This is a genomic window from Cylindrospermum stagnale PCC 7417 (assembly GCF_000317535.1).
Lineage (GTDB): Bacteria > Cyanobacteriota > Cyanobacteriia > Cyanobacteriales > Nostocaceae > Cylindrospermum > Cylindrospermum stagnale.
This window is the reverse complement of the sequence record NC_019757.1, coordinates 1,566,008-1,591,664: the sequence shown is the minus strand read 5'-3', so window position 1 is coordinate 1,591,664 and position 25,657 is coordinate 1,566,008. Positions and strand designations below refer to the sequence as shown.

Below are 25,657 nucleotides of genomic sequence, written 5' to 3'. Positions count from 1 at the left end.
AGATTTCTAGTTAACTCATATACCAAAATTTAAGTAATAATTGATAATTTTTTTGGCTCTTTTTATAGAGCTAACATCATGTTTTTACGCGTAATTCTTTAAATTTAGTTAAAAAGCAGCAATTGAGTGAATTTTATTTTGGTAAGTCAAGGATATCTCTGACTTTAGACTGATGCCACAATTAGCACATTAGAAATATCTCTTAAATGTTAGGACTATCGAACAGTAATTACCTAAACACTCAAGTGCAAGCGACTAAAAATCGGTTTCATACCAAATTTTGATAGATATTTTTTTAAAATTTCGTGGGAAACATAGTACAGCCGAGCATTTAGAGCAATTTTTGGTTTCCTTAATCATGAAAAAGTCAAGGTAATTTGGCATTAAGTGAATTTAGCTATCCACTATCAGAAATTTTTTAATAAAAATTTAATTAATTTCCGCAGCAAATTAAGTAAATATACTGTGGCTGGTGAAAAATACGGGATGAATCAGAGTGCTAATAAATTTATGGAGAATGCTCGAAACTAATGTGAAAATCACAAGCATCGTGATATTTTTTCTGGTGAGTGCCTATATGTTAGTTCCGAAAATTTTCGAGGTCTCAAGAACTTTCAGCGCCTTGATGGCAAATACTTTTAGTGCTACTACTAGCAACAATCGCTTAAACATTGATGCGGCGAAGGCTCATAGTGAAGACAGATATATCCCGCCAAATTATGGCGGACCTGACAGTCAACACGGTAGCGGCACTCGTTAAGAAATAAAAATCTAAAATTTAATGATTGAAAATTGGGGATTTCCACCAGTTGCCTGTTTGTACAAGCGTGTGGGCTTGCCAATCAGGGTCTGGTTGCGGATAATCTAAGCGAAAGTGACCGCCCCGGCTTTCGGTTCTAAAAGCCGCACTTTTGAGAATTAAATCAGCTACATCTAATAGATTGCGGGTTTCAGCCCAAAGCCGTAATTGCCGTTCTACATCTGGTAGGTCAAAACTAGCTGGTTCTGTGGGAGATAAACCGAGCAAGAATTGACTCAAAGGTAAAGCTGCGAAATCTTGCTGCCAAGATTCAATAGTGGCGATCGCATTTTCTAATCCTGATTGTTCCCGACAAATACCAGCACTTTGCCACACCAGACGGGGTAACTTCTGCCGTAGTGCTTCTAGCTGTGCAAGTTGTGCATCCAACTCATTGACATCAGCCCTAAATTTCCGCAATGGCAGCACTGGGATTGCCGATTGCCGTCCCACATCTTCAAGGGCAATATTAGCCATTTGCGCCCCAAAAACAATACATTCCAGCAGGGAATTGCTTGCCAGACGATTTGCCCCGTGCACGCCGGTGCTGGCGGTTTCTCCCACAGCATATAAACCAGGAATATTTGTGCGATTCATCAGATCGGCGACAATCCCACCCATCCAATAATGGGCAGCAGGTGCAACGGGAATGGGTTCGTTGAAGACATCAATGCCCCAATGCTGACAAACTTTGATGATATTGGGAAAGCGGTAACGAATCTTGTCGGCGGGAATGGGGCGCATATCTAGCCAGACATGGGCCGTAGCTGGATCGAGGGCGGTGTGTTGCAGATGGCTAAAAATGGCTCTACTAACAATATCTCTGGGGGCGAGTTCACCTGCTGGGTGGTAGTCAAAGGCAAAACGTCGCCCTTCGTTATCGACAAGGTGGGCCCCTTCGCCGCGCACAGCTTCGCTAATGAGAAAACGATCTGCACCAGTTTTGGTGAGGGCTGTGGGATGAAATTGGACAAATTCTAAATCGCGGAGGATGCCCCCTGCACGATATGCGATCGCCACCCCATCACCTGTACTCACTGCGGGGTTTGTAGTTTGGGCAAAAACTTGTCCACCGCCACCGGTTGCCAGTACCACAGCACCAGCCTTTACCCATCGGACTTCACCTTGATAAAACAGGCTTATTCCCTGACAGATTCCTGTTTGTGGTTCTATCCACAAACTCAAAGCTAAAGCCTGTTGAATAACTTGAATATTCTGGCGGCGTAGTACTTGGTTTGTCAGGGTGGTAGTAACTTCTCTGCCTGTAGTGTCAGCAGCATGAAGAACACGATTGCGAGAATGGGCAGCTTCCAAAGTTAAAGCCAAGGCGTTACCATGACGGTCGAAAGCAACTCCCAAGTTAACCAGGTTTTGAATGCAGCTAGGTGCAACTTCAGCCAGGAATTTTACAGCTTCTACATCGCACAAACCAGCCCCTGCCTGTAATGTATCTTCAATGTGCAAAGCTGGAGAATCTTCTCTTGAGACGGCTGCGGCAATGCCACCCTGGGCCCAATCACTGGCGGATAAAGCAACAGTTTCTTTGGTAATCAAGCCGACGCGCAAAGACTCTGGCAGACACAGCGCCGTGTATAGTCCAGCGGCACCAGCACCGACTACTAAAACATCAAATTGGCTCGGGATATCTATCTGAGACATTAGGTAATGGGTAATGGGTAATGGGTAATGGGTAATGGGTAATGGGTAATGGAAAAACTTATTCAATAATTTTTCCCAATTCCCAGTCCCCAATTCCCAGTCCCCAGTCCCATTTAGTTATCTGTAGATGCCGTTGTTAAAGCGATCGTCTCCCTCGTTGAAGGCAGGCTCGTATTCTGTCACGGTGAAGTTATCGAAATTGGCTTGCAGGGTTTGTTTTTGGCGATCGCTCAATCCTGGAAGATTCAATACATCTTCTACACTCTTGTAAGGAGCATTGGTGATGATTTTCTTCGCCAGGGTTGGGTACAGCCCTGGAAACTGTTGAAAAGCGCGCACGTTAGTATTATTCAAATCAATTTTTTGACCGAATGACGTTCCTAGCTTGGCATCTGCCCGATTTTGCCGTTCAATTGCCAGAACTGGGATTTGAGGTAAAGCAAAATTGTTGAAACTTGCAGCTTGGGCTATCTGAGTTGTTCCCAACCATCCCCAGGAGCCAAGTAACAAACTAAACACTGTTAATAAACGCACCAATCCTTTCACTATCTTTCTCCCTCTTTCCATCAATACAGAAATAAAAACTTTAAGCTAAAAACTGTCAACTATCGGCTGAAGTGAGGATTATAAAGTCTGAAGTCCACCCCACTGATCAATCTGGGGGCTGGTAGAGTACTTGTTTCCTCTGACTTCGTCCTGGGGTTGATAGCGGATAGCTTAATCAACACACAGCAGTCATCAGAAACTAATATACAGCTTATTAAGCTTCCCCGGTCTGAAGACGCGGGGATTCCTGAAGAGTCCATAGTAGAAGTTTCTTAGGCTGACTTAAACAACCTCTACTGATTCCAGCTAAGTCAAATTTAGCTGAAACAAAAATAAGCCCCACATCTGACCCGAAGGGCAGTGTGGGATGAATTTTTGGGCGGCGACGAATTGACCCACAACCAATTCAATCCGTAGGATTGACAGGAAAGGGGGTCGATGAGGAGTCGCCACTTTTAACTTTGAGGGAATCTATAAAGTCTTCAATTACATGAGTCATGGTTTTATCATTTTGACTTGCGTATAGTCGTAGTTTGTTCAATCTACGTTCTGATATCCTCAAATTTAATGCTTTATTTTTCCTGACTGCCTACACATTGTCTGGGTATTAAACATAAAAAAGTAGCAGATACCCGCAAAGATTTTCACTTTAAAACTGCAAACAATCTCCTCAAAAAATCCGATGCGATAGCAGTTGAAAAGTTAAATATTAAAGGACTTGCTAAATCAAGATTGGCTAAAAGCGTAAATGATGCTGGATGGGGACAGTTTATATCCATACTTTCAAACAAAGCCGTAAATGCTGGCTTGAAAGTGATAGCTGTAAATCCTAACGGTACTAGCCTTGAATGTTCTAAGTGCGGTTCCAAGGTAATAAAACCGCTATCCCAAAGAATGCACAATTGTCCTATATGTCATACAAGTTTGTGCAGGGACTTGAACGCGGCTATAAATATCAAGAACCGTGGGACACACGGTCTTAAAGCTCGATCAATGTCCGGATTAGGAGTCGTTGAGAAGCCCACACTCACCTGAAAGGGAGTGTGGAGTATGTCACCCATCATCGCTACTTTGCCGATAATATTTGCTGCACTATTACAATCAGCATTTATTCTGTTTCCAGTCGCAGTTTGAAATACACCTCTCAATGGTCTAGTTCCACTAGATTTCCACCATTCGGGTTTTTCACCGAATTTAGGCGATCGCGTATCCCTGACGGGACGCTTTGCACTCAGCGCTGCTGCTTTCAGCAGATCACCGCTACTAGCAAAAATAGACTGTCTACCAGAATTGTACTCAAAACTGCGCCGCTAAAGGCGTACCAGTGCTGTTGCTTTCCACCTAAAGATAAAATTCCGACTGTCAACAGCGTTAGGGCTAGAACTAGCGCCCAAGCTTCTCCCCAAGGTGTTTCTACTTGCGCTAGGGCATTTTGTAAGATTTGTGAAGTTTCTGCGACATCTACTCTCATAATCTGTCGCCAGTAGGGCATCAAGTCCGCCAGGTAGAAATAGATATCGGTTAAAAATGTCCCGAATAACGAACCTAAATAAAACCAGCTACCTACTTTGCCCCAATTCCTCGCCAGACACCACAAAGCAAATGGTAGCCCAATCGACTCCACTGGCAAATGCCATAAAGGTTCCCAACGCAACCAGCCCCAGTAAATCGCCCCTGCTAACCAACTGCCGCTGAACCCTAAAAGCAAATCGCCCCAGATATAAGTTCGTGGACGTGACATCAGGGCAAAACTCAACCATATCCAGAATCCTGTCATCGCTAAACTCAGACTGGGGAGCGATCGCACCATTGGCGCTTCGACAAACACTGGCACAGATACCAAAAACACTGCCGCAGCAAATACTAACCAAGTTTGTCTTGAAGAGATCGGCTCTCCGAGAGAAGGAGATAAAGAGAGTTGAGACTCTAATTCTCTGATGTCCGTTGACTCCGGATCAAGAGCAGGGGTAGAAGCACTGTAGGAAGATAATGTATTATTAAGCAAAGTTTTTAATATATGTTACTAAACTTTACTTATCTAAGATATCACAATTTAAAATCCCCCCCCCTGGGATTTTACCTGAATTGTGCTGAGGTTGGATGCCACCCGGAAAGACTGACTACTAGCGCGTAAAGTTGGATAATTTGCTAGAGTTACGCATCCTTTTTGGGAGTTTGGTTAATGGCGACAATCTTAGAAGCTGGCGGTATAGGCTTGCTATTCCCTGTATGGGGGCAACTTTTACAGGTGGGACTACCGAGTGAGGCGTCAACTGGTGGAGTTAATCTCATCGAAGGACTGATTCAGGCATTTGTTTTGGGGATTGTGCAAGGCATCACAGAGTTTCTACCCATCAGTAGCACTGCTCATCTTCAGGTTTTTACTAAAGCATTGCACTGGGATGCAGTGGCAGGGAAGCCTTTTTTGGCGACGATTCAATTTGGCAGTGTGATCGCAGTGTTAATTTATTTTTGGTCAGATATTAGTAAAATTTTGACTGGCGGATGGCAGGCTGTGAGGCAAAAAGACTGGCAACGAGAAGAATGGCAATTGCTTGTGGGGATAGCTGTAGGTACCTTGCCTGCCCTAGTTGGGGGATTTTTGCTGAAAAAAGCACTTAATAACGAAAAATCCTTGATTAACAGCATGACGACCATTGCCATTACTTCGATTGTGATGGCACTTTTATTAGCAGCAGCAGAAAAGTTGGGCAGCCGCAAGCGGAACTTCGACAGCTTAAAAATTCGTGATGGGGTATTAATTGGGTTAGGCCAGATGATTGCTCTCGTACCTGGTGCATCCCGTTCTGGCTCAACTGTGACAACTGCGTTATTTATCGGTTTGGAACGTAGCACGGCGGCAAGATTTTCCTTTCTGCTAGGAATTCCCACTCTCACCGTTGCTACTTTATATGAATTTTTTAAAGAGGCCCTGGGTAAAACTGACTTAGTAGTAGTATTTGTCGGCACATTGTCAGCATTTGTCTTTTCTTATTTATCTATAGCCTGGCTGCTGCGATATCTTCAAACCCAGAACACTTTGATATTCGTCTGGTATCGCTTGGCATTTGGGGCATCAATCTTGAGTGCGATCGCACTCAATTTGTTGCAGAATAATTAATACTTGTCATTTCATTAATTTTATGGTATGCCCTCTCTATTTTGAGGGCGTTAGCTTGATAATTATGAGATGAAACTGTTGTCTAGTAGTACTTACAGGTTACGAAAGCCCCTGATGACAGTTTCCGTAACTTTACCCCTGGTGGGGAATCTGGCACGAATTTCTTCAGGAGGCATACCAGAGAGTTGGTGGAATATACCAAGCAATTTGGCTATATTCGATAATTTGATAACTCACCGCCACCATCGCGCCACATCCACAATAGCGCGGGCAATTTCTGCGGTTGCTACTTCGCCACCTAGTGCAAAGATAACGGGAAATAATGTCTCTATATCTATTAGTAAAAAAGGACGAACGCGAAGAGATAGTTGATGAAGCGTATCTTGCCAAAGGGGAAAAAGTTCGGTGGCTGGCAGTTGTGACAAACCGGAAGCTAATGCTTTCAAAGCATAGGCACGATCGCTCTCATCCTGAAGCTCCCTGGCAGCAGCAAGAGCTTCTGGTAACAACTCTGGTGGCAGTTTCTGTGCTAAGACGCTCAAAGTATCGGCGATCTCGCTCTCATTCTGAAGTTCCCTAGCAGCAGCGAGGGCTTCTGGCAATACCTCTGGCCGTTTCTGTGCTAAGGCATTCAAGGCATAGACGCGATAGCTCTGATCCTGAAGTTCCCTGGCAGCAGCTATGGCTTCTGGCAACAAGTCTGGTGGTAGTTTTTCAGCTAAGGCAATCAAAGCCTTGGCGCGATACCTCTCATTCTGAAGTTCCCTGGCAGCAGCAAGAGCTTCTGGCAACAAGTCTGGTAATAGTTTCTGTGCTAAGGCACTCAAAGCATTAGCGCAATACCTCTCATCCTGAATTTGTCTGGCAGCAGCCAGAGCTTCTGGCAGCAAATCTGGCAGTTTTTCAACTAAGGCATTCAAGGCATAGGCGCGATACTCATCATACTGAAGTTCCCTAGCAGCAGTAAGGGCTTCTGGCAGCAAATCTGGCAGTTTTTCAGCTAAGGCAATCAAAACATCGGCGCGATAATACTCATTCTGAATTTTCCTGGCAGCAGTAAGGGCTTCTGGCAGCAACTTTGGCAGTTTTTCAGCTAAGGCAATCAAAGCCTTGGCGCGATACCTCTCATCTGAAATTTCCCTAGCAACAGCCAGAGCTTCTGGCAACAACGCTAGGGGCAGTTTATGTGCGAAGAAAGCACTCAAGGCATCGGCGCGATACCTCTCATCCGGAATTTCTCTAGCAGCAGCCAGAGCTTCTGGCAACAACGCTAGGGGCAGTTTATGTGCGAAGAAAGCACTCAAGGCATCGGCGCGATACCTCTCATCCGGAATTTCTCTAGCAGCAGTCAGAGCTTCTGGCAACAACGCTAGGGGCAGTTTATGTGCGAAGAAAGCACTCAAGGCATCGGCGCGATACCTCTCATCCTGAATTTCCCTGGCAGCAGCAAGGGCTTCTGGCAACAACTCTGGCAGTTTTTCGGCTAAGGCAATCAAAACATCGGCGCGATACTCCTCATCCTGAATTTCCCTGGCAGCAGTAAGGGCTTCTGGCAACAACTCTGGCAGTTTCTGTGCTAATACATTCAAGGCATAGGCGCGACAAATCTCATCCTGAATTTTCCTGGCAGCAGCAAGAGCTTGTGGCAACAAATCTGGTGGCAGTTTTTCAGCTAAGGCACTCAAGGCATTATAGCGATACTCCACATCCTGAATTTCCCTAGCAGCAGCAAGAGCTTCTGGCAACAACTCTGGCAGTTTTTCAGCTAAGGCAATCAAAACATCGGCGCGATACCGCTCATGCTGAATTTGCCTGGCAGCAGCAAGGACTGTTGGCAACGAATCTGGTGGCAGTTTCTGTGCTAAGGCAATCAAAGCTTTGGCGATCTCGCTCTCATTCTGAATTTCCCTGAAAGCAGCAAGGACTGTTGGCAACAACTTTGGCGGCAGTTTCTGTGCTAAGGCAATCAAAATATTGGCGCGATGGCTTTTATTCTGAATTTCCCTAGCAGCAGCAAGAGCTTCTGGCAATACCTGTGGCAGTTTCTCAACTAAGGCACTCAAAATATTGGCGCGATACCACTCATCCTGAATTTCTTTGGCAGTAGCAAGGAATGTTGGCAACAAATCTGGTGGCAGTTTTTCAGCTAAGGCACTCAAAGGTTTGGCGCGATCGCTCTCATCCTGAATTTCCCTAGCAGCAGCAAGAGCTTCTGGCAACAACTCTGGCAGTTTTTCAGCTAAGGCAATCAAAACATCGGCGCGATACTCCTCATTCCGAATTTCCCTGGCAGCAGCAAGGGCTTCTGGCAACAAATCTGGCAGTTTCTCTACTAAAGCACTCAAAGCTTTGGCGCGATACTTCTCATTCCGAATTTCCCTGGCAGTAGCGAGAGCTTCTGGCAACAAATCTGGTGGCAGGTTCTTTGCTAAAACAATCAAAACATCGGCGCGCTCTCTCTCATCCAGAAATTTCCTGGCAGTATCGAGAGCCTTTGACAACAAATCTGGTGGCAGTTGTTCTGCTAAGGCATTCAAAATATCGACGAAATCGCTATCAAACAAGTAACTGGCAGCAGCAAAAGCTTTTAGCACTACCTCCGGCAGTTTCTGTGCTAAGGCAACCAAAACATCGGCGCGATACCGCCCATGAATTTCTTTGGCAGCAGCAAGGAATGTTGGCAACAAATCTGGTGGCAGGTTCTCTGCTAAGGGGATCAAAAGATTTGCGCAATACTGGTCATCCGCAATTTCTCTGAAAGCAGCAAGGACTTTTGGCAACAAATCTAGGGGCAGTTTCTTTGCTAAGAAGGCACTCAAAGCTTTGGCGCGACAGTTCTGATTCTGAATTTCCATCACAGCAACAAAGACTTTTGTCAACAAATCTGGTGGCAGTTTCTCAACTAAGGCACTCAAAATATTGGCGCGATACCGCTCATGCTGAATTTCTCTGGCAGCAGCAAGGAATGTTGGCAACAAATCTAGTGGCAGTTGTTCTGCTAAGGCAATCAAAGCATTGGCGCGATCGCTCTCATTCTGAATTTCCCTGGCAGCAGCGAGGGCTTCTGGCAACAACGCTGGTGGCAGTTTCTCAACTAAGGCAATCAAAGCATTGGCGCGATCGCTCTCATTCTGAATTTCCCGGGCAGCAGCAAGAGCTTCTGGCAGTGCTAGTTCTTTAAGATTTGGTGGCAAATAGTTGACTAGTTCTGTCAGCGAGTTGACTTTCTGCTTTCGCTCTGGGTTTTGCAGGGCGTAAGCTAATCCTTGTTCAGGAGTCCAGAAATTGTTTTTGACCAATCCAACCAGCAGTTTTGCTGGTACATTACCTGCCAAACTATTCAGAGATGCACTAATCAAAACATAGCGACACTGCAAACCTACAACTTGGGGCAAAGTTGATTCATTCCAATTCTCTTCTGCTAATTTCCAAGCACGAAAAATATCTGTGATGTAACCCTCAGCTTGTCCTAATTTTTCTCGCGCTTCAAACCAGCCATTGCTTCCTGTCTGTGACTCCTCTCGCAATAACTGGTGAATCTCTTCTACCCGTTCAGCTTTCTCTAAATGCCAAACTAGACGCTGATGAATATAACCATCATTGGGTAGGGTATGCCAAAGGTTTTTTTGAGTCTTTTGCCGATATTGTTGTAAAAAGTTGACGTGAGCAGTAGCAAAACTCAAACCTAGTCCAGGTAAATTACCTCTGTGTTTCGGTGTTGGGGAAGCAGTTAACAAATTACGTGCCAAGTCATGCAATAGATCATGTAACCTATAGATTAATGTTCCATCAGCTAGAGGGATACTAGGCAATAGTAGTGCTTTACTCCCCAGGTAGCGCAATCTATCAAAAGCATCACGCTCATCCGTATCCCAAAGCGTTGCCGTCATCATCTGAGTAATGTTTACATCCTCTGGTAAGACTCCCAACCAAGTCAAATCTAGTCGGTTTTCTTCTGGCAATCGCTGTATACTCAGATTTAATGATGCAGTTAAGCTAAAACGTTTTAAGCTTGCTTCGTCAATAAAGTCTCTAGCTTCAGGGTCGTCAAATGTTTTTAAGCGTGCAACCTCTTGCTCAATATCCTGCAACAGAACTGCCCAGCGAATACCACCTTTGACTTGAGCAGCTGCCAGTTCTAACGCCAGGGGAAGATAACCAACTGCTTTAGCTAAAGCTTCAGCCTCCTGACGCTCCAAATCTATCAAATTACGTCCTAGCAATTTGGTCAAGAGTTCCATCGCCTGTTCTGGCTTCATCACATCTAAACTATAAATGCTGGCTCCAAGTACTTTAGCGATCGCACTCTCACGGGTTGTAACCAGTATCTTGCAGCGAGATCCGCCTACCTTGAAATGTTCGATATATTTTGTATTCCAGGCATCATCTATTATCAGCAGCATTACTTTGTCTTGAAGCAAACTCCCAAGATGCTTAGACGTTACCTCTACATTAGTGGCACGGTGATTGTAGTCTCCCAAAGCCTGCACCCAACCACCCAGCAGTTCTAAAACTTTGGGTTCCTGACCTAAAGTTACACAAAGAATGCCATCACAGAAGTGTTTTCTCACCTCTGAGTCATGTGCAAGTCCTGCTACCAAAGTAGATTTGCCTACACAACCCATGCCATGAATGGCAATACTTTCCATAGTGCCAGCATTTGACGATGACTTTGTGAGAAGACGAGCCTTTAAATCTTGGCTATACTCCTGTCGGTCGACATAATAACTTGGCAGGGGTGGTGCTTGAAATGGAATGCCAATACGAGTAGCAGGTTTTGGAGTAACAAACAGTTGTCCCCCTTCATTATCTCGCCAGCGAAGGTAGAGTACAGGGCGATACCACTGATTGCCCTCTGTTCCCATTGCTTCCCGCCCCTGACTGATAGCAACTGCTAGGGAATTTTTCTGTCCTAAAGACCGATAAAACTGCTCGCTAAATGTGGTGGCAGCCTCAACATTAACTGAGTATTGCATTGCCACCACTGCCGGAACTCGGTGGCTAATGAGGTTTTGTGCTGTACCGTTGAATACTGAGTCTCCTGCCACTGCCATCGCCGACTGGCAGGCACTTAGCACAACCAAAGCTACCCCACCTGAGGTGTTGCTACCATCACCAAAGCTAGACTGCCGCAGCAAAATCCCCAGTTCGGCAGCACTTACGTAATTTGGTTCACCTTCTTCATCTTCAAACAGTAAGTATCCTTGGGGGTCAAGCAGTTCCGTGTTACACTTCCGGCAACGCAGCGCTTTTATTCCCTGATGGATCATGCGACAGATGGGGTTAGGACACCGCTTACCAAAGAACCCATGCCCATCAAAATGCAAGACTTGAGGAGCATCCTTGCCCCGATGCTCAGTTAAATAAACTCGCAAATCATTAATAGTGGCGTACTCTAGTTCAGCAAGGCAAATAAGTCCTGCTTCACTAGCATTTTCCAATCCCTTACGGATTGCTTGCTGTTCCTTCTTAGTCAGTTTTTTCAATCCCTGTTCTAAGTCAAAGGCAGCCGATGATATCAGTAAGACATTCACCCGCTCAACGGTAGCTAAGTTTGAAGGAACAGTTTCATGGGCAATGTAACGGGAAATTGCGACCAAGCGCTGTAGCAAAAATGTTTGACCGTTATGCAGTAGTTCCCAAGGGTAGTCTACTAAACGCGATCGCAGCACCACATCTGCCTCAAATATCAACCGAATATGTAGTTGAGTATGATTGCTCTCAGTTAACCGCTCTGCTGCCAGTAATGCCTTCTCAACTTTACTACCCACTGGAAACAGTGACCGATATAGTGCTTGTCCTATATTGGCTAGATAATTAGGATGAAAAACACTCCGCTCTTTATGCAGGATACCAGACTTCACCATCCAGTCTTGCTCAGAGGCTTGTAGAAAACTTTCTGGTTTGAAAGCAGTAATCTCTAGGGACTTAATTAAAGTGATCCGCCAGTCAATTTCGCCTTCAAAGAAGGGTAATATCGATTCAGTTTCTCCTTCACCCACAGGAGATTTTGTTACTATTGCCTTAAATCGCTTGGCATCTAAGGGCGACAGGTATAATTCAAAAGTTTCCAAGAAATTACTTCCTTCCTTATGCTTAGAAATTGTCGCCTACGTTTCCCTCGCTTCCTTTTGTGACGGCTTCCACACTTCTTTTTAAAAATTCTTGCCAACGTTCAGGATATTGTTGGTAGTAGGCTTTGAGCAATGTTGCCTTGTTAACTAAAGGGGAAAGGGTAACTTTCACCTTTTGCACATCATCCCGACTGCCCCCCACCCCTACTTCGAGGACATAGATTTTGATTCCACTCTTTCCTTCCTTCTTAACTGTTACTTGTAGTTCTAACTCTACAGAGTCTACACTAAGGAAAGGTATGTCTTTTTCATTACTTGGGGAAGTGGGAGAAGTAGTAAGTAATTCTCGCTTGACCTGTTGAATTAATTCTGCTAGTCCTATAAGATTTTCGTTAGACATGGAAAGTTTATGTGAGTAAATGTATAAATCATATCATTTATTTTGTATAGTGGAAATCTCGACCAATGAGTACAATTCATCCTGCCAAAATTACCAATATTATTCCCGACTCCATAGCCGCAGAAATTGGCTTCGAGGTGGGAGATGCGATCGTTGCCATTAATGGTACACAACCCCGTGATTTAATTGATTATCAATTTTTATGTGCTGATGAAGTCCTGGAACTAGAAGTTTTAGATGCTACTGGTAAAAGCCATCATATTGAAATCGAAAAAGACTACGACGACGACTTAGGGCTAGAATTTGAAACTGCCCTATTTGATGGTTTAATTCAGTGTAATAACCGTTGCCCCTTTTGCTTTATTGACCAACAGCCACCGGGTAAGCGCTCTAGCTTGTACTTAAAAGACGACGATTATCGTTTGAGCTTTTTGTATGGCTCTTATCTCACCCTCACCAACTTACCAGAAAGAGAATGGCAGCGGATTGAACAAATGCGCTTGTCTCCTTTGTATGTCTCTGTTCATGCCACAGAACCAGAAGTGAGAACTAGACTGCTAAAAAATCCTCGTGGGGGACAAATTTTGCAGCAACTCAAGTGGTTCCAAGAAAGAAGACTGCAAATTCATGCTCAAGTAGTGGTTTGTCCTGGCATCAACGATGGTGAACATTTAGAAAAAACATTACGAGATTTAGCATCCTTTCATACTGGTGAAGTGCCTGCGGTGGCATCTGTGGCAGTTGTGCCGGTGGGTTTGACGCGGTTTCGTCCCCAAGAAGACGAACTGACACCAGTAACACGGGAAAAAGCGCAGGAAGTTATCTCTCAAGTGCTCAAGCTTTTGCAGCAATTTCGTCAACAATTCGATTCTAACTTTGCTTGGTTAGCCGATGAGTGGTTTTTGATTGCTGGTGAGAAATTACCCAGCGAAGCTGAATATGAGGAATATCCTCAAATTGATAACGGTGTTGGTTCTATTCGTTTGTTTATCAAGCAATTCACCAACGCCGCTGCCGAATTACTACCGCCAAAAGTCTCACCCAAGAGAAAATTAACTTGGGTTGTCGGTAACGCCGTAGAAAGAGCATTTCAACCCATTGTTAAACAGTTGAATGCTGTTGAAGGTTTAGAGGTAAATATGCAGGCGTTATCTAGCGATTATTGGGGACAAAGTATCAGCGTTACCGGGTTACTGACTGGGCATGATTTACTTTTAAACTTACAGGGGCAAGATTTAGGCGAGGGAATTTTGTTGCCAAATGTCATGCTGAAACATGGCGAATTGATATTTTTAGATGACATGAGTATTGAGGAAGTAGCTCGCCAATTGGATACAAAAATCCTGCCAGTTGCCGGAGTTGAGGATTTAATTAATACCTGTATTCAGTGTTGAGTTTTCCGTCAAATTTTGGACAAAGTCGATTATAAACCACGAGATTTACACAGATAAATCAGAATGTGTTTGTGTGCGGACATCAATACGTTAGATATTTGGAGTGAAAGAATGTAGAGACGTTGCATGCAACGTCTCTACAAAAGTTATGCATCATGCATATTTAATTTTTGGAGATAGCTCTAATTTTTCAGGGCTGAGTTTCGTAAAATGCTCAATGACTGTGATAACTTTAGATGTTAAATTGGGGATTCTAGATTTAGAAAAATTCATAAATTCTCAATAGCACCAATTGAAAAATTTTCAATCTAAAATCCAAAATCTAAAATCTAAAATTGCATGAGGGGTGAGGAGTGAGGAATCGGGGAAATCAACCTAAAAAGAGCAAATTCAAGAATTTAAACCTTAAAACTGCCGGATTTTTAAGTTTAAATTTAAATCTCTTAATTTTTAATTGCTTGGGTCTTTTGCCAGCTACAGCGGCGACAGAAGAAGCTGTATTGAGTGTAGTCAACAGCCAAGAAAACGCCAATCAATGGAATGCGATCGCCAATCGCTTGCAAAAACTTGACGTCAAGTATTGCGTGATTTCCTTAGCTGATGTCCAGAGTGCTGCAGATTGGGGTGAGCGACGGGTATTGTTTTTGCCAAACGTGGAGACATTAACGCCGATACAAGCGATCGCCTTAGAAGAATGGATGAGCAAGGGAGGACGCTTAATTGCTAGTGGACCTGTCGGTAGTCTGTCAGCACCGGGAGTGCGCCAGTTATTGCGAACTCTCCTCGGCGGTTATTGGGGATTTAGTTTGAATCGTAGCCAACAATTGCAACCCGCAAAAACCAGGCGCCAAGATTGGGCCAGCCAAAATGAACTTTTTGGCAAAGTACGGGGCGGCGTTGTCATTCCTAATAACCTTACCAGTGAAATTGCTGCTGTTTGGAATTCCCAAGATCATCCCACAGCCGTGCTGACAACAGAACGTTCCACCTTTTTAGGTTGGCGTTGGGGAACGGATACAGCTTCAGCGGCAGATTTAGATAGTGCTTGGTTAAAAGCTGCTCTCAATCGTTATCTGACATCGCCAACCAATCGCACAAATAAAAAAGTAGCCGGAGGTTCCCAACGCTGCGCTAGTTCAGTAGCGACAACAGCAAAAACTCCAACACCGCGCCCCACTCAAAACCCAACAGTAACGACTGCTCCCAAACCGCAACCGCTTGCCAACGTCACCCCCCAAAGTTCCCCAGAAGTCATTGATCAACTGGAACAAGCGGTACGTCTGGATGTGATCCCCAATTCTCAACAGCCAATTGACAGTAATGAAGCGATCGCTCTCCAGCAAGAGCTAGAAAATTTAATTGGTCGTGTGGAAAGCGCTCATTTAGCGGCATCGGCCTATGCTACTAGCGTTGGTGAAACGCCCCAATCTCTGAAACTAGAAGACACGCGGTTTGCTTCCACCAAACAAGAGGCATCAGTCGCCAGCAGAGAGCAAGTCTTAGCGCAGTCTAGGGTAGTTGCCAAAAACATCCCGCTGTTGATTGCCCAAAAAAACTATGCTTTAGCACGACAGCAGTGGCTGGCAACAAAGGCAAATTTGTGGAAGCAGTTGCCTGTAAATCGGCGATTGGCTCAACCAGAAATCCGTTCTGTCTGGTTAGACAGAGGGACAATTGTCAAAGCTGGTAGCGAGGAAGGACTCGCTCAGGTGTTTGACCGACTGGCAAAAGCCGGGTTTAACACCGTTTTTTTTGAAACTATTAATGCTAGTTATCCAATTTATCCTAGTCAAGTTGCACCGCAGCAAAACCCCTTAATTCAAGGCTGGGACCCACTGGCAGCAGCTGTCAAGCTAGCCCATGAGCGGGGTATGGAGTTACACGCTTGGGTTTGGACTTTTGCTGCTGGCAACCAAAGGCACAATCAGATTATCAATGTCAATTCTGATTATCCAGGGCCTGTACTGGCAGCTCATCCCGATTGGGCAAATTACGATCGCAATGGCAAAATGATCCCCGTCGGTCAGACTAAGCCATTTTTCGACCCAGCGAATCCAGAATTGCGGCAGTATTTACTCAAGCTGTATACCGAAATTGTCACTCGCTATCAGGTGGATGGTCTACACCTAGACTACATTCGCTATCCTTTCCAAGACCCATCCGCAGGGCGAATTTATGGCTATGGTAAAGCGGCAAGAGAGCAATTTCAGCAACTGACTGGTGTAGATCCGGTGACGATTTCTCCCAATGACCAAGAGTTGTGGCAAAAGTGGACGGCTTTTCGCACCCAGCAAGTTGATAGCTTTGTGGCTGAAGTATCCCAGCAGTTGCGACAACAGCGAGCAGAGTTGATTTTGTCGGTGGCTGTATTTCCTTTGCCAGAAAGAGAACGCATTCAAAAAATCCAACAGCATTGGGAAGTTTGGGCTAGGCGGGGGGATATAGATTTAATTGTGCCCATGACTTACGCGCTGGATACTTCTCGTTTCCAACGACTGGCACGCCCTTGGAGTATTTCCACTAAATTAGGTTCTACGTTGTTAGTGCCGGGAATTCGCTTACTTTCGCTGCCAACAGTCGGGGCATTTGATCAACTGCAACTAATTAGAGATTTACCAGCTAGTGGTTATGCACTATTTGCGGCTGACAATTTTAACAATGAGTTAGATCAACTTTTTAGCAGCACTCAAGGTAGGGTGCAACCCCTAAAAAGTGAACCTATTCCTTACCGCCAGCCTTTTCAAAGTGCTGCCATCCGTTATGCGGCGCTGCAAAGAGAATGGCAGTTTGTTTCGCAAAATAACCAACTACAAATGCCTGCAACGAAGATTTCCGACTTGAACAGCCAGGCGGAAGCGCTACAACTTGCCTTAAATCAGCTTGCAGCAATACCAACGCCTACTAAATTGATAGCGGTAAGAGCCTCGTTGATTCGGTTCCAGTATCAATTCCGGGACTCAATGCGCCTGCAAGCAGTGGACAATCCTTATCAAGTCAAAGCTTGGGAAAATCGTCTTGTGACGATAGAAAGGTTGTTGCGTTACGGCGAACGGCGGCTGAATTTCTATCCTTAACTATTTCGGGAATTGAACGCCGCAGATACCTGACTTCTGCGAGAATTCGGGGATCTTGTTCCAAATTTTGCGCCACAATATTAAAAGATATTTAAATCAATAAGCTGCTTCAGATAACTATTTTTTGATGATAGCTGTTGTCATAAACTATGCAAGCCTTACCTCAGCATCTCGTGCTACAAAGCTTGGAGTCAGTTATTGACTTTTCGCCGCTGACTGTGGCGCCAGAAACTTCTGTATTAGATGCGATCGCACTCATGGCGATGCGGGGCAAAGGTGTCTTGGTAAAATCAGCTTCGCTGATATTGGGGTGTTTTACAGAACAAGATATGGTGCAGCTAGTAGCTTCAGGGGTTGACTTCAGTACAGCCAAAATTTCTGAAGTTATGTCTACAGCTATGACAGTGAAGGTGTCTGATTTTGATGATCTGGCGTCGATACTTTCACTGTTACTCCAAGATCAGTTGCGGTTAGTGCCAGTAATCGATCACCAAGGTCAATTTGTTGGGACAATAACCGCTGAAAGTATTTGTCAAGCGATGGCAGCAGCAACAGCGGCAAACAAGGGTAAATACGAGCAAACAGAAGAACGACTGCGGTTGCTAGAGTCAGTAGTGGTTAATGCCAACGATGCTATTATCATTACGGAAGCGGTCATACCAGAGGAACCATTCGGTCTGCGGATATTGTATGTTAATGCCGCTTTTACTCGGATGAGCGGGTACGCAGTTGGTGAAGTGATGGGGAAAACACCGCGCATTTTACAGGGTGAGCAAACTTCTCGCACCCAACTAGCAAAAATTCGCGCCGCTCTCCAAGCTGGTTTACCGATCAGGACGGAATTAATTAACTACCACAAAAACGGCTCTACATACTGGGTGGAGATCAATGTAGTCCCGATTAAAGATCAACAGGGGAAAATCACTCATTTTGTGGCTGTGCAACGGGACATCACTGCTCGCAAACAAACTGAAGAAGCGCTGCGTTCGAGTGAAGAGCTATTTCAACAACTAACAAAAAATATTCCTCAAGTTTTTTTTGTCCGAGACGCTAAACAGCACAATTTATATTACATTAGCCCAGCTTACGAAAAAATTTGGGGCAGAAGTGCCGATCGCCTCTACGAAAATCCCCAAAACTATTATGAGTCGATTCATCCCCAAGACCGCGATCGCTATATTGAAGCGATAGAAAATCTAAAATTAGGAAAATCTTTCAACGAAGCATATCGGATTTTCCGCCCCAACGGCGAAATGCGCTGGATTTCCGAAAAAACCTTTCCTGTCAGCAATGATCGGGGTGAAGTTTACCGCTTTACGGGAATTGCTGAAGATATCACCGAGCACCAGCAAGCTTTTGAGGCATTGCAGGCAAGCGCCACCCGTTTAACATTGGCATTGGAAGCTACCAACACAATTTATTGGGAGCGGAATCTGAACAATGACCGGATATTGTTCTTGAGTATGGTTGGTGAACCAGGAAAAACTCAAGAAATATCTTACGCTGAATACCTGAGCGGCATACATCCGGATGATCGGCAAGATGTTGATCATGCTAACTCTTTGGCGATCGCTAATCTTGGTTCCTTGGAGGTAGAGTATCGAGTACTGATAGAAGGGCAACCGTCGGAGTACAAATGGCTGCTGACACGGGCTATAGTTCTGAGGGATAGCACAGGCCAACCAACTCGCCTGATTGGCGTTTCGGTGGATATTACTGATCGTGTGCAGGCAGAAGCAGCCATAGCCGAGAGCGAAAGACGATTCCGCGCTATCTTCAACGGGACATTCCAGTTTACGGCGCTGCTCACACCAGAAGGCATTGTTCTTGAAACCAACCAAACAGCATTAGAATTTGGGGGACTACAGCCAGAAGATGTAGCGGGACATCGATTTTGGGAAACGCGGTGGTGGTCGATTGCTCCCCAAACGCAAAACCAACTCAAAGAAGCGATCGCGATCGCCGCTAGCGGTGAATTTGTCCGTTACGAAGTTGATGCCCTCGGTGCTGATCAAACAGTGCGAACCGTTGACTTTTCTCTCAAGCCACTCACCGACGAAACAGGTTTAGTGATGCTGTTGATTGCCGAAGGACGGGACATTAGCGATCTCAAGCAGGCGCAAGCAGACATACAACAGGCAAACCTTGAGCTAGAAATGCGTGTGGCTGAACGCACAATTGCCTTAGAGCAAATCAATCACCAGCTAGTCTCAGAAATTAGCGATCGGCAAATGGTAGAAGCACAGTTGCGGCAATCCCAGAAAATGTTGCAGCTAATTATGGATACTATCCCCCATAGTATTTTCTGGAAAGACATAGATTCCGTCTTCTTGGGTTGTAATCGCAACTTTGCTAAAATGGCTGGCTTTGACAATCTAGAAGATATCGTTGGTAAAACAGACTATGATTTACGCTTCAGCCAGGAAGAAGCACATTTTTATTACTCCTGTGATGCCGAGGTGATGAAGACGAACACACCGCAATATCAAATCATCACACCGCAACAGCAAGCAGATGGCAGTCAAATTTGGCTAGAAACAAACAAAGTCCCATTGCATAATACTGAAGGCAATGTGGTGGGGATGCTAGGCACTTTGGAAAATATCACCGCCAGGAAACAAGCGCAGGCAGCTTTAGAAAAAAGCGAAGAGCGTTTTCGCTTCTTGGCTGAATCCATTCCGCAAAAAGTCTGGATTACTCAAGCAAATGGCAGCATTGAGTATGTTAACCAACGGACTCTCGACTTCTTTGCCTGCAACCAAGAGCAAATCTTCGGCTGGGAATGGCATCAATGGGTACATGCAGAAGATCAGCCCAGGTATATGGCCCTTTGGCAAAAATCCATAGTCACAGGCACACCCTTGGAAATAGAATGTCGCTTGCTCAGAGGTGGTGACAAAAACTATCTTTGGCATCTGATCCGCGCTTTACCCTTGCGCGATCGCCAAGGAAAAATCTTAAATTGGTTTGGGACAAATACAGATATCGACGATCGCGTATCAGCCGAAGTTGCCCTCCGGGAGAGTGAACGGCGATATCACACAATAGCTACCATCTCACCCGTTGGTCTATTCCGCACTGATGCCCAAGGAAATTGCCTTTACGTGAACGATCGCTGGAGCGAAATTACTGGACTGAAAAAACACCAATCAGCGGGAGTTGGCTGGCTTGCGGCTATTCATCCAGAAGATAGAGAACGGGTGATCGCAGAGTGGCATCAAGCTGTATCACAAAATTTACTATTCCGCTCAGAATATCGGTTTCAGCGTCCTGATGGTAGTCTCAGTTGGGTTTTTGGTCAAGCAGTTGCCGAACGAACAGACCGAGGACAAGCGATCGCTTACATTGGCACGATCACCGATATTAGCCAACAACAAGCGGCACTACAAGAACGCCAACGGGCAGAGGCGGCGTTGGCAGAACGAGTGCGGCTAGCAGATTTTCGTGCCGATGTAGACGCTGTTCTCACCCAAAATGAGAATTTAGAAAGTATGATGCGCGGCTGCACCGAGGCTTTAGTCAAGCATCTCGATGCAACGGTTGCTCGCATTTGGACACTGAACAAAGATGAAAAAGTACTTGAGTTGCAAGTCAGTTCGGGAATTTACACCCACATTGACGACACCCATAGCCGGATACCAATCGGTCAATTCAAAATAGGTTTGATCTCTCAATTCGGCTTTGCCGAATTGAGCAACACTGTGCAGGACGATTCTCCCATCAGTAATCAAGAGTGGGCCAAGCAAGAGGGGATAATTGCCAACGCTTGCTATCCCTTGATTGTTGAAGGTGAAACATTAGGGGTGATAGCTATGTATTGCCGCCAAGCACTCACAGAATCTACTTTTAAAGCACTCTTAATTGCTGCCGATGCGATCGCCATTGGCATTAAGCGCAAACAAACCGAAGCCGCTCTGCAAGACAGTGAAGAACGGTTCCGCAACTTAGTCGAAGCCAGCAGTGATTGGGTGTGGGAAGTCGATGAAAACGCCGTCTATACCTATGTCAGTCCTAAGGTACGCGACATCTTGGGTTACGAAGCAGAAGCAGTCCTAGGGAAAACACCCCTGGACTTCATGCCACCAGAAAAACTCAGCATTGTTGCTCACGCCTTTACCACGGTTTTTGCGACACCGCAACCATTTCAATGCCTGGAAAACATCCAAATTCATCAACATGGTCATTTAGTGGTGCTGGAAACTAGCGGAGTTCCAGTCTTTGATTCTGAAGGTACATTCAGAGGGTATCGCGGCATGAGTCGAGATATCACCCAGCGCCAGCAAGAAGCAGCCGCATTGCGGGAAACACAACAACAGCTACAGGCAATTTTGGATAACTCCCCAGCGGTGATCTATGCATTAGATACTCAAAGTAGATTTATGCTTGTCAATCGCCAGTATGAAAAGCTATTCAACATCACTCAAGAGCAGATTGCAGGTAAAAGTTTATATGATGTTTTTTTGCGTGAGTTTGCTGACAAGTTTATGGTAAATAACCACCAGGTAATAGCAGGTGGCATCCCCATAGAAACCGAAGAAGTTGCCCCCCACCAAGATGGATTACACACCTACTTAACAGTAAAGTTTCCTTTAAAAGATGCTCATGGTGTCACTTATGCTGTTGGTGGCATCTCCACAGACATTACAGACCGCAAACGCGCTGACGAAGAATTGCGCCACAGCGAAGAATGCTTCCGCTTGTTAGTGGAAGGCGTCAAAGACTACGCAATTTATATGCTCGATCCTCAGGGACGGGTGATGAGTTGGAACTCCGGGGCAGAGTGTATGACTGGGTATCAAGCAGCAGAAATCATCGGCCAGAATTTCTCATGCTTTTTCCTACCAGAAGAAATTGCTCAAGCTCTGCCCAAGCAACAATTAGAGTTAGCAGCGGCGGACGGTCGGTGTGAATGTGAGAGCGTTTTTCTCCGCAAAGATGGCTCACAGTTTTGGGCAAATTGTATTTTAACGGCATTACGCGATCAAACTGGAAAGCTCCGCGGCTTCTCTAAAGTAACCCGCGACATTACTGAGCGCAAATTAGTTGAAGAGTCTTTGTTACGCTTTCGCAAAGCGATAGAAAGCAGCAGCGACGCCATTAGTATGGCTGACATCACAGGTGAGGGTATTTACGTCAATCCCGCATTTATCGAACTGTTTCAGTACACCTTAGAAGAATTGCAGGTTGCAGGGGGAATAACAGTAATTTTTCAGAAGCCTCAAGAGCATCAAAAAATACTGGCTACTATCCAGAGGGGTGAGTCTTGGCGTGGTGAGGTGACAATGCAAACCCGCTGTAGTCAAATTCTCCAAATTTATTTACGTTCTGATGCTATTAAAGATGCCACTGGCAAAATTGTCGGAAAAGTTAATATTTATACTGATATTACCCAGCGCAAGCAGGCAGAAGAAAGTTTGCGATTGCGCGATCGCGCGATCGCAGCCAGCCGTCATGGCATCGTGATTACCGATGTCACTATTCCCGATAAACCACTGATATATGTCAATTCTGCTTTTGAACGCATGACAGGCTATACAGCGGCTGAAGTCATCGGGCAAAACTGCCGTTTGCTCCAAGGTGCTGATATCAGTCAACCAGAGTTAACATATCTCCGGGCTGCCGTGCAATCAGGAAAAGACTGCACGGTAATTTTACGTAATTACCGGAAAGATGGCAGCTTATTTTGGAACGAGTTAAATATTTCTCCCGTCTATGACACTGACGGTGAACTCACCCACTACATCGGCATCCAAACCGATATCACAGAACGCAAGCAGGCAGAAACGGCATTACTGATCAGCCAACAGCGGTTACAATATTTGCTCAGTTCTAGTCCAGCGGTGATTTATACCTGCAAGACTTCTAGCAATTTCGGTTCTATCTTCGTCAGTGAAAATGTCACCGCCATGATGGGCTATGAAGCACGGGAATTTGTAGAAGATTCTAACTTTTGGTTTAGTCACATCCACCCAGAAGACTCACCACAGGTGCTTGCCAAACTTTCAAAGGTATTGGAGGTAGGAAGTTACAGTCTAGAATATCGCTTTTTACACCAAGATAATACCTATCGCTGGATCTATGACCAAGGTAAGGTAGTCCGAGATGAAATTGGCAACCCACTAGAACTTGTTGGCTACTGGGCAGACATCACAAATCGCAAACAATTAGAACAAGAACTGAGAGTAGCACTAGACAAACAAAAAGAACTCAATGAACTTAAATCCCGCTTTGTCTCCATGACTTCCCATGAATTCCGCACCCCATTAAGTACTATCCTTTCTTCCTCTGAGTTACTAGAACACTACAGCCACAAATGGACACAAGAAAAACAACTCACTCACTTACACCGGATTCAAACTGCCGTCAAACGCATGACTGAAATGTTGAATGATGTATTGGTAATTGGCAAGGTGGAAGCGGGAAGATTAGAGTATAGACCAACCCACTTCGATTTGGTCGAATACTGCCGTCAATTAGTGGAAGAAATGCAGATGAATTTAAGCAATCATAATTTAATCTCTTTTACTAGTGATTATGAATCTATGCCCTGCTGCATGGATGACAAATTGCTGGGGCATATTCTGAGTAACTTACTCTCGAATGCAATCAAATATTCCCCAGATAGCAGCACTGGTAAATTTACTCTTACTTGTCAGGATGGGCGAGCAGTGTTGGAAATTCAAGATCAGGGAATAGGCATTCCAGAAGAAGACTTACCGCGTTTGTTTGAATCTTTTCATCGCGCCAGGAATGTTGGTAATATCCTAGGAACTGGATTAGGGCTAGCGATTGTAAAAAACTGTGTAGAAATCCACCAAGGTGATATTTTTGTCATTAGCACGTTGGGAGTTGGTACAAAGTTTACTGTCAATTTACCATTAAATAACTCAATACAAACTGAGGACGATTATGCCCAAGATTTTAGTAATTGAAGATGAAGAATCAGTTCGGGAGAATCTTTTGGATTTGCTAGCGGCTGAGGATTTCGAGACTATTGCTGCTGCCAATGGTAAAGTTGGTGTAAATTTGGCTGTCTCCGAAATTCCCGATTTAATTTTGTGCGACATGATGATGCCAGAAGTTGATGGTTATGGAGTACTTACCGCATTACGCCAAGATCCATCAACAGCGACAATACCCTTCATCTTCTTGACTGCTAAATCTGCCAAGGCTGACTTTCGTCAAGGTATGGATATGGGTGCAGATGACTATCTAACTAAGCCTTTCACTAGGGCTGAGTTATTAAGTGCAATCATGAACAGATTGGAAAAACATGCAACTTTAAAGAAATATTTATCAACTCAGACTCCGGTTAATAAATTAACCCCCAAAATGCAGTTATTAGAAGTTAGTTTACACCGGGCGCTAAATCAAGAAAATTTTCAAGAATTCGAGGTTTATTATCAACCGATAGTCGATATTGCTTCAGGTAAAATAGTCGCTGCTGAAAGTTTATTACGGTGGCAAAATTCTGAGTTAGGCATGGTTTCACCGACTGAATTTATTCCTATAGCAGAGTCTACTGGTTTAATTATTCCTATTGGTAAATGGGTATTAAACCGGGTCTGTCAACAAATAAAAACCTGGCATGATGCCGGAATTCCTGCCTTGACTATTGCTGTAAATTTGTCGGTAATTGAATTTAATCAACCAGATTTAATTCATGAAATACTTAACCTTATAGAAATCAACAGTTTGGCACCTCATTGCCTAGAATTAGAACTGACTGAAAGCATGATCATGCAAGATTTTAATAGCGCAATTACTACTATGAATAAATTGCGAACCCTTGGGGTGAAAATCGCAATAGATGATTTTGGGACAGGATATTCTTCTTTGATTTATCTGAAAAAATTGCCAATTAATACCCTAAAAATTGACCGCTATTTTATTCATAATGTCGCCAGTGACTACCAAAAATCAGCGATTACAAAGGGATTAATTCAAATGGGTCACAATCTAAATTTACAAATAATTGCTGAAGGCGTAGAGACAGAAGCTGAACTAGCTTTTTTACGCCAAAATAACTGTGATTCTATGCAAGGTTTTCTCTACAGTCGTCCTTTAACTATAAGAGAATTTGAAAACTTTTTGTTGACTGATAAAACCTTGCCTATCTAAGCAAAATTCAGGTTTAATTATTCTATTTTATTTACAGCGGCAGGCATCAGGTTATTCTTAATTCATGATTTGCCTGATGTTGAGTATTGCTACTTGTTGATAAATTAAGATTAATTAAACTCAAAAGTTATAACTGCTCAAGTTTTTATTATTTTGAGCAAACATGAGTATGCGCCTGCACCAGAATATTTAACGTAACTTAATAATTTCCACATAAACAAGATAAAAGTTTGATAGTGCCTAAGTCCTGTTTGAGTTGTGAGACGATGGTACTCAATGCCTACTGGCAACGATTGCGTAGAATGCTGTGCGGTAGGCAATTGCAATACTTGTCGGCACGAGTGAAAGCTTGGGCATTGCTCAATAGACAAAAGTCTTGCGAAGCAATGCCATAAGCTAGTTGGGTATATATATTTGGCTGACTTCACACTATTATGAACTGTTGATGTTTGAGATTATGTTAGGTTTT

Annotated in this window: 11 protein-coding genes and 1 pseudogene; 7 read left to right on the top strand and 5 right to left on the bottom strand. The window is 44.4% G+C overall.

Features of this window, described 5'->3' with window-relative positions; all coding sequences use genetic code 11:
* The first annotated feature begins 517 nt into the window (after positions 1–517).
* The gene (locus CYLST_RS06600; RefSeq protein WP_015206924.1) at positions 518–760 is read left to right on the top strand and encodes a hypothetical protein; all 243 of its coding nucleotides are present in this window, start codon (positions 518–520) and stop codon (positions 758–760) included.
* Positions 761–778: 18 nt separating this feature from the next.
* Here CYLST_RS06600 and nadB read toward each other — a convergent pair whose 3' ends face one another.
* Both nadB and psbU read right to left on the bottom strand, forming a co-directional pair.
* Positions 779–2,458: an L-aspartate oxidase gene (gene nadB, locus CYLST_RS06595; RefSeq protein ID WP_015206923.1), complete on the bottom strand. Its 1,680-nt coding sequence runs from the start codon at positions 2,456–2,458 to the stop codon at positions 779–781.
* A 117-nt stretch (positions 2,459–2,575) separates the two neighbouring features.
* Entirely contained in the window at positions 2,576–3,004 is a 429-nt protein-coding gene (gene psbU / locus CYLST_RS06590) for a photosystem II complex extrinsic protein PsbU (RefSeq protein ID WP_015206922.1), read from the bottom strand.
* A 600-nt stretch (positions 3,005–3,604) separates the two neighbouring features.
* On the opposite strand from psbU, the pseudogene CYLST_RS33150 reads away from it, so the two are divergent.
* Positions 3,605–4,039 (top strand): annotated as a pseudogene (locus CYLST_RS33150) (RNA-guided endonuclease InsQ/TnpB family protein); the annotation flags it as partial.
* Between the two features lie 211 nt (positions 4,040–4,250).
* Here CYLST_RS33150 and CYLST_RS06585 read toward each other — a convergent pair.
* Positions 4,251–5,009, bottom strand: a complete 759-nt coding sequence (locus CYLST_RS06585) for a DUF3120 domain-containing protein (RefSeq protein WP_015206921.1) — start codon at positions 5,007–5,009, stop codon at positions 4,251–4,253.
* Positions 5,010–5,186: 177 nt separating this feature from the next.
* Between CYLST_RS06585 and CYLST_RS06580 the strand changes: the two genes are divergently transcribed.
* Entirely contained in the window at positions 5,187–6,125 is a 939-nt protein-coding gene (locus CYLST_RS06580; RefSeq protein WP_015206920.1) for an undecaprenyl-diphosphate phosphatase, read from the top strand.
* A gap of 233 nt (positions 6,126–6,358) precedes the next feature.
* Here the strand turns inward: CYLST_RS06580 and CYLST_RS06575 are convergent, their stop codons facing one another.
* Both CYLST_RS06575 and CYLST_RS06565 read right to left on the bottom strand, forming a co-directional pair.
* Complete coding sequence (locus CYLST_RS06575; protein ID WP_015206919.1) at positions 6,359–12,199, bottom strand: NB-ARC domain-containing protein; 5,841 nt, start codon at positions 12,197–12,199, stop codon at positions 6,359–6,361.
* A gap of 22 nt (positions 12,200–12,221) precedes the next feature.
* A complete protein-coding gene (locus CYLST_RS06565) occupies positions 12,222–12,599 on the bottom strand; it encodes a trypco2 family protein (RefSeq protein WP_015206918.1) in 378 nt (125 codons plus the stop codon).
* A 65-nt stretch (positions 12,600–12,664) separates the two neighbouring features.
* Between CYLST_RS06565 and CYLST_RS06560 the strand changes: the two genes are divergently transcribed.
* The 4 genes from CYLST_RS06560 to CYLST_RS06545 all read left to right on the top strand — a co-directional run bounded on the left by CYLST_RS06560 (position 12,665) and on the right by CYLST_RS06545 (position 25,188).
* Positions 12,665–13,993, top strand: a complete 1,329-nt coding sequence (locus tag CYLST_RS06560) for a TIGR03279 family radical SAM protein (protein ID WP_015206917.1) — start codon at positions 12,665–12,667, stop codon at positions 13,991–13,993.
* Between the two features lie 353 nt (positions 13,994–14,346).
* On the top strand, positions 14,347–17,067 hold the full coding sequence (locus CYLST_RS06555; protein ID WP_015206915.1) for a glycoside hydrolase family 10-like protein: 2,721 nt from the start codon (positions 14,347–14,349) through the stop codon (positions 17,065–17,067).
* A gap of 149 nt (positions 17,068–17,216) precedes the next feature.
* On the top strand, positions 17,217–23,999 hold the full coding sequence (locus tag CYLST_RS33140) for a PAS domain S-box protein (RefSeq protein WP_015206914.1): 6,783 nt from the start codon (positions 17,217–17,219) through the stop codon (positions 23,997–23,999).
* Positions 23,977–25,188: an EAL domain-containing response regulator gene (locus CYLST_RS06545; RefSeq protein ID WP_015206913.1), complete on the top strand. Its 1,212-nt coding sequence runs from the start codon at positions 23,977–23,979 to the stop codon at positions 25,186–25,188. Before CYLST_RS33140 ends, CYLST_RS06545 begins: the two co-directional genes overlap by 23 nt.
* Positions 25,189–25,657 lie beyond the last annotated feature (469 nt).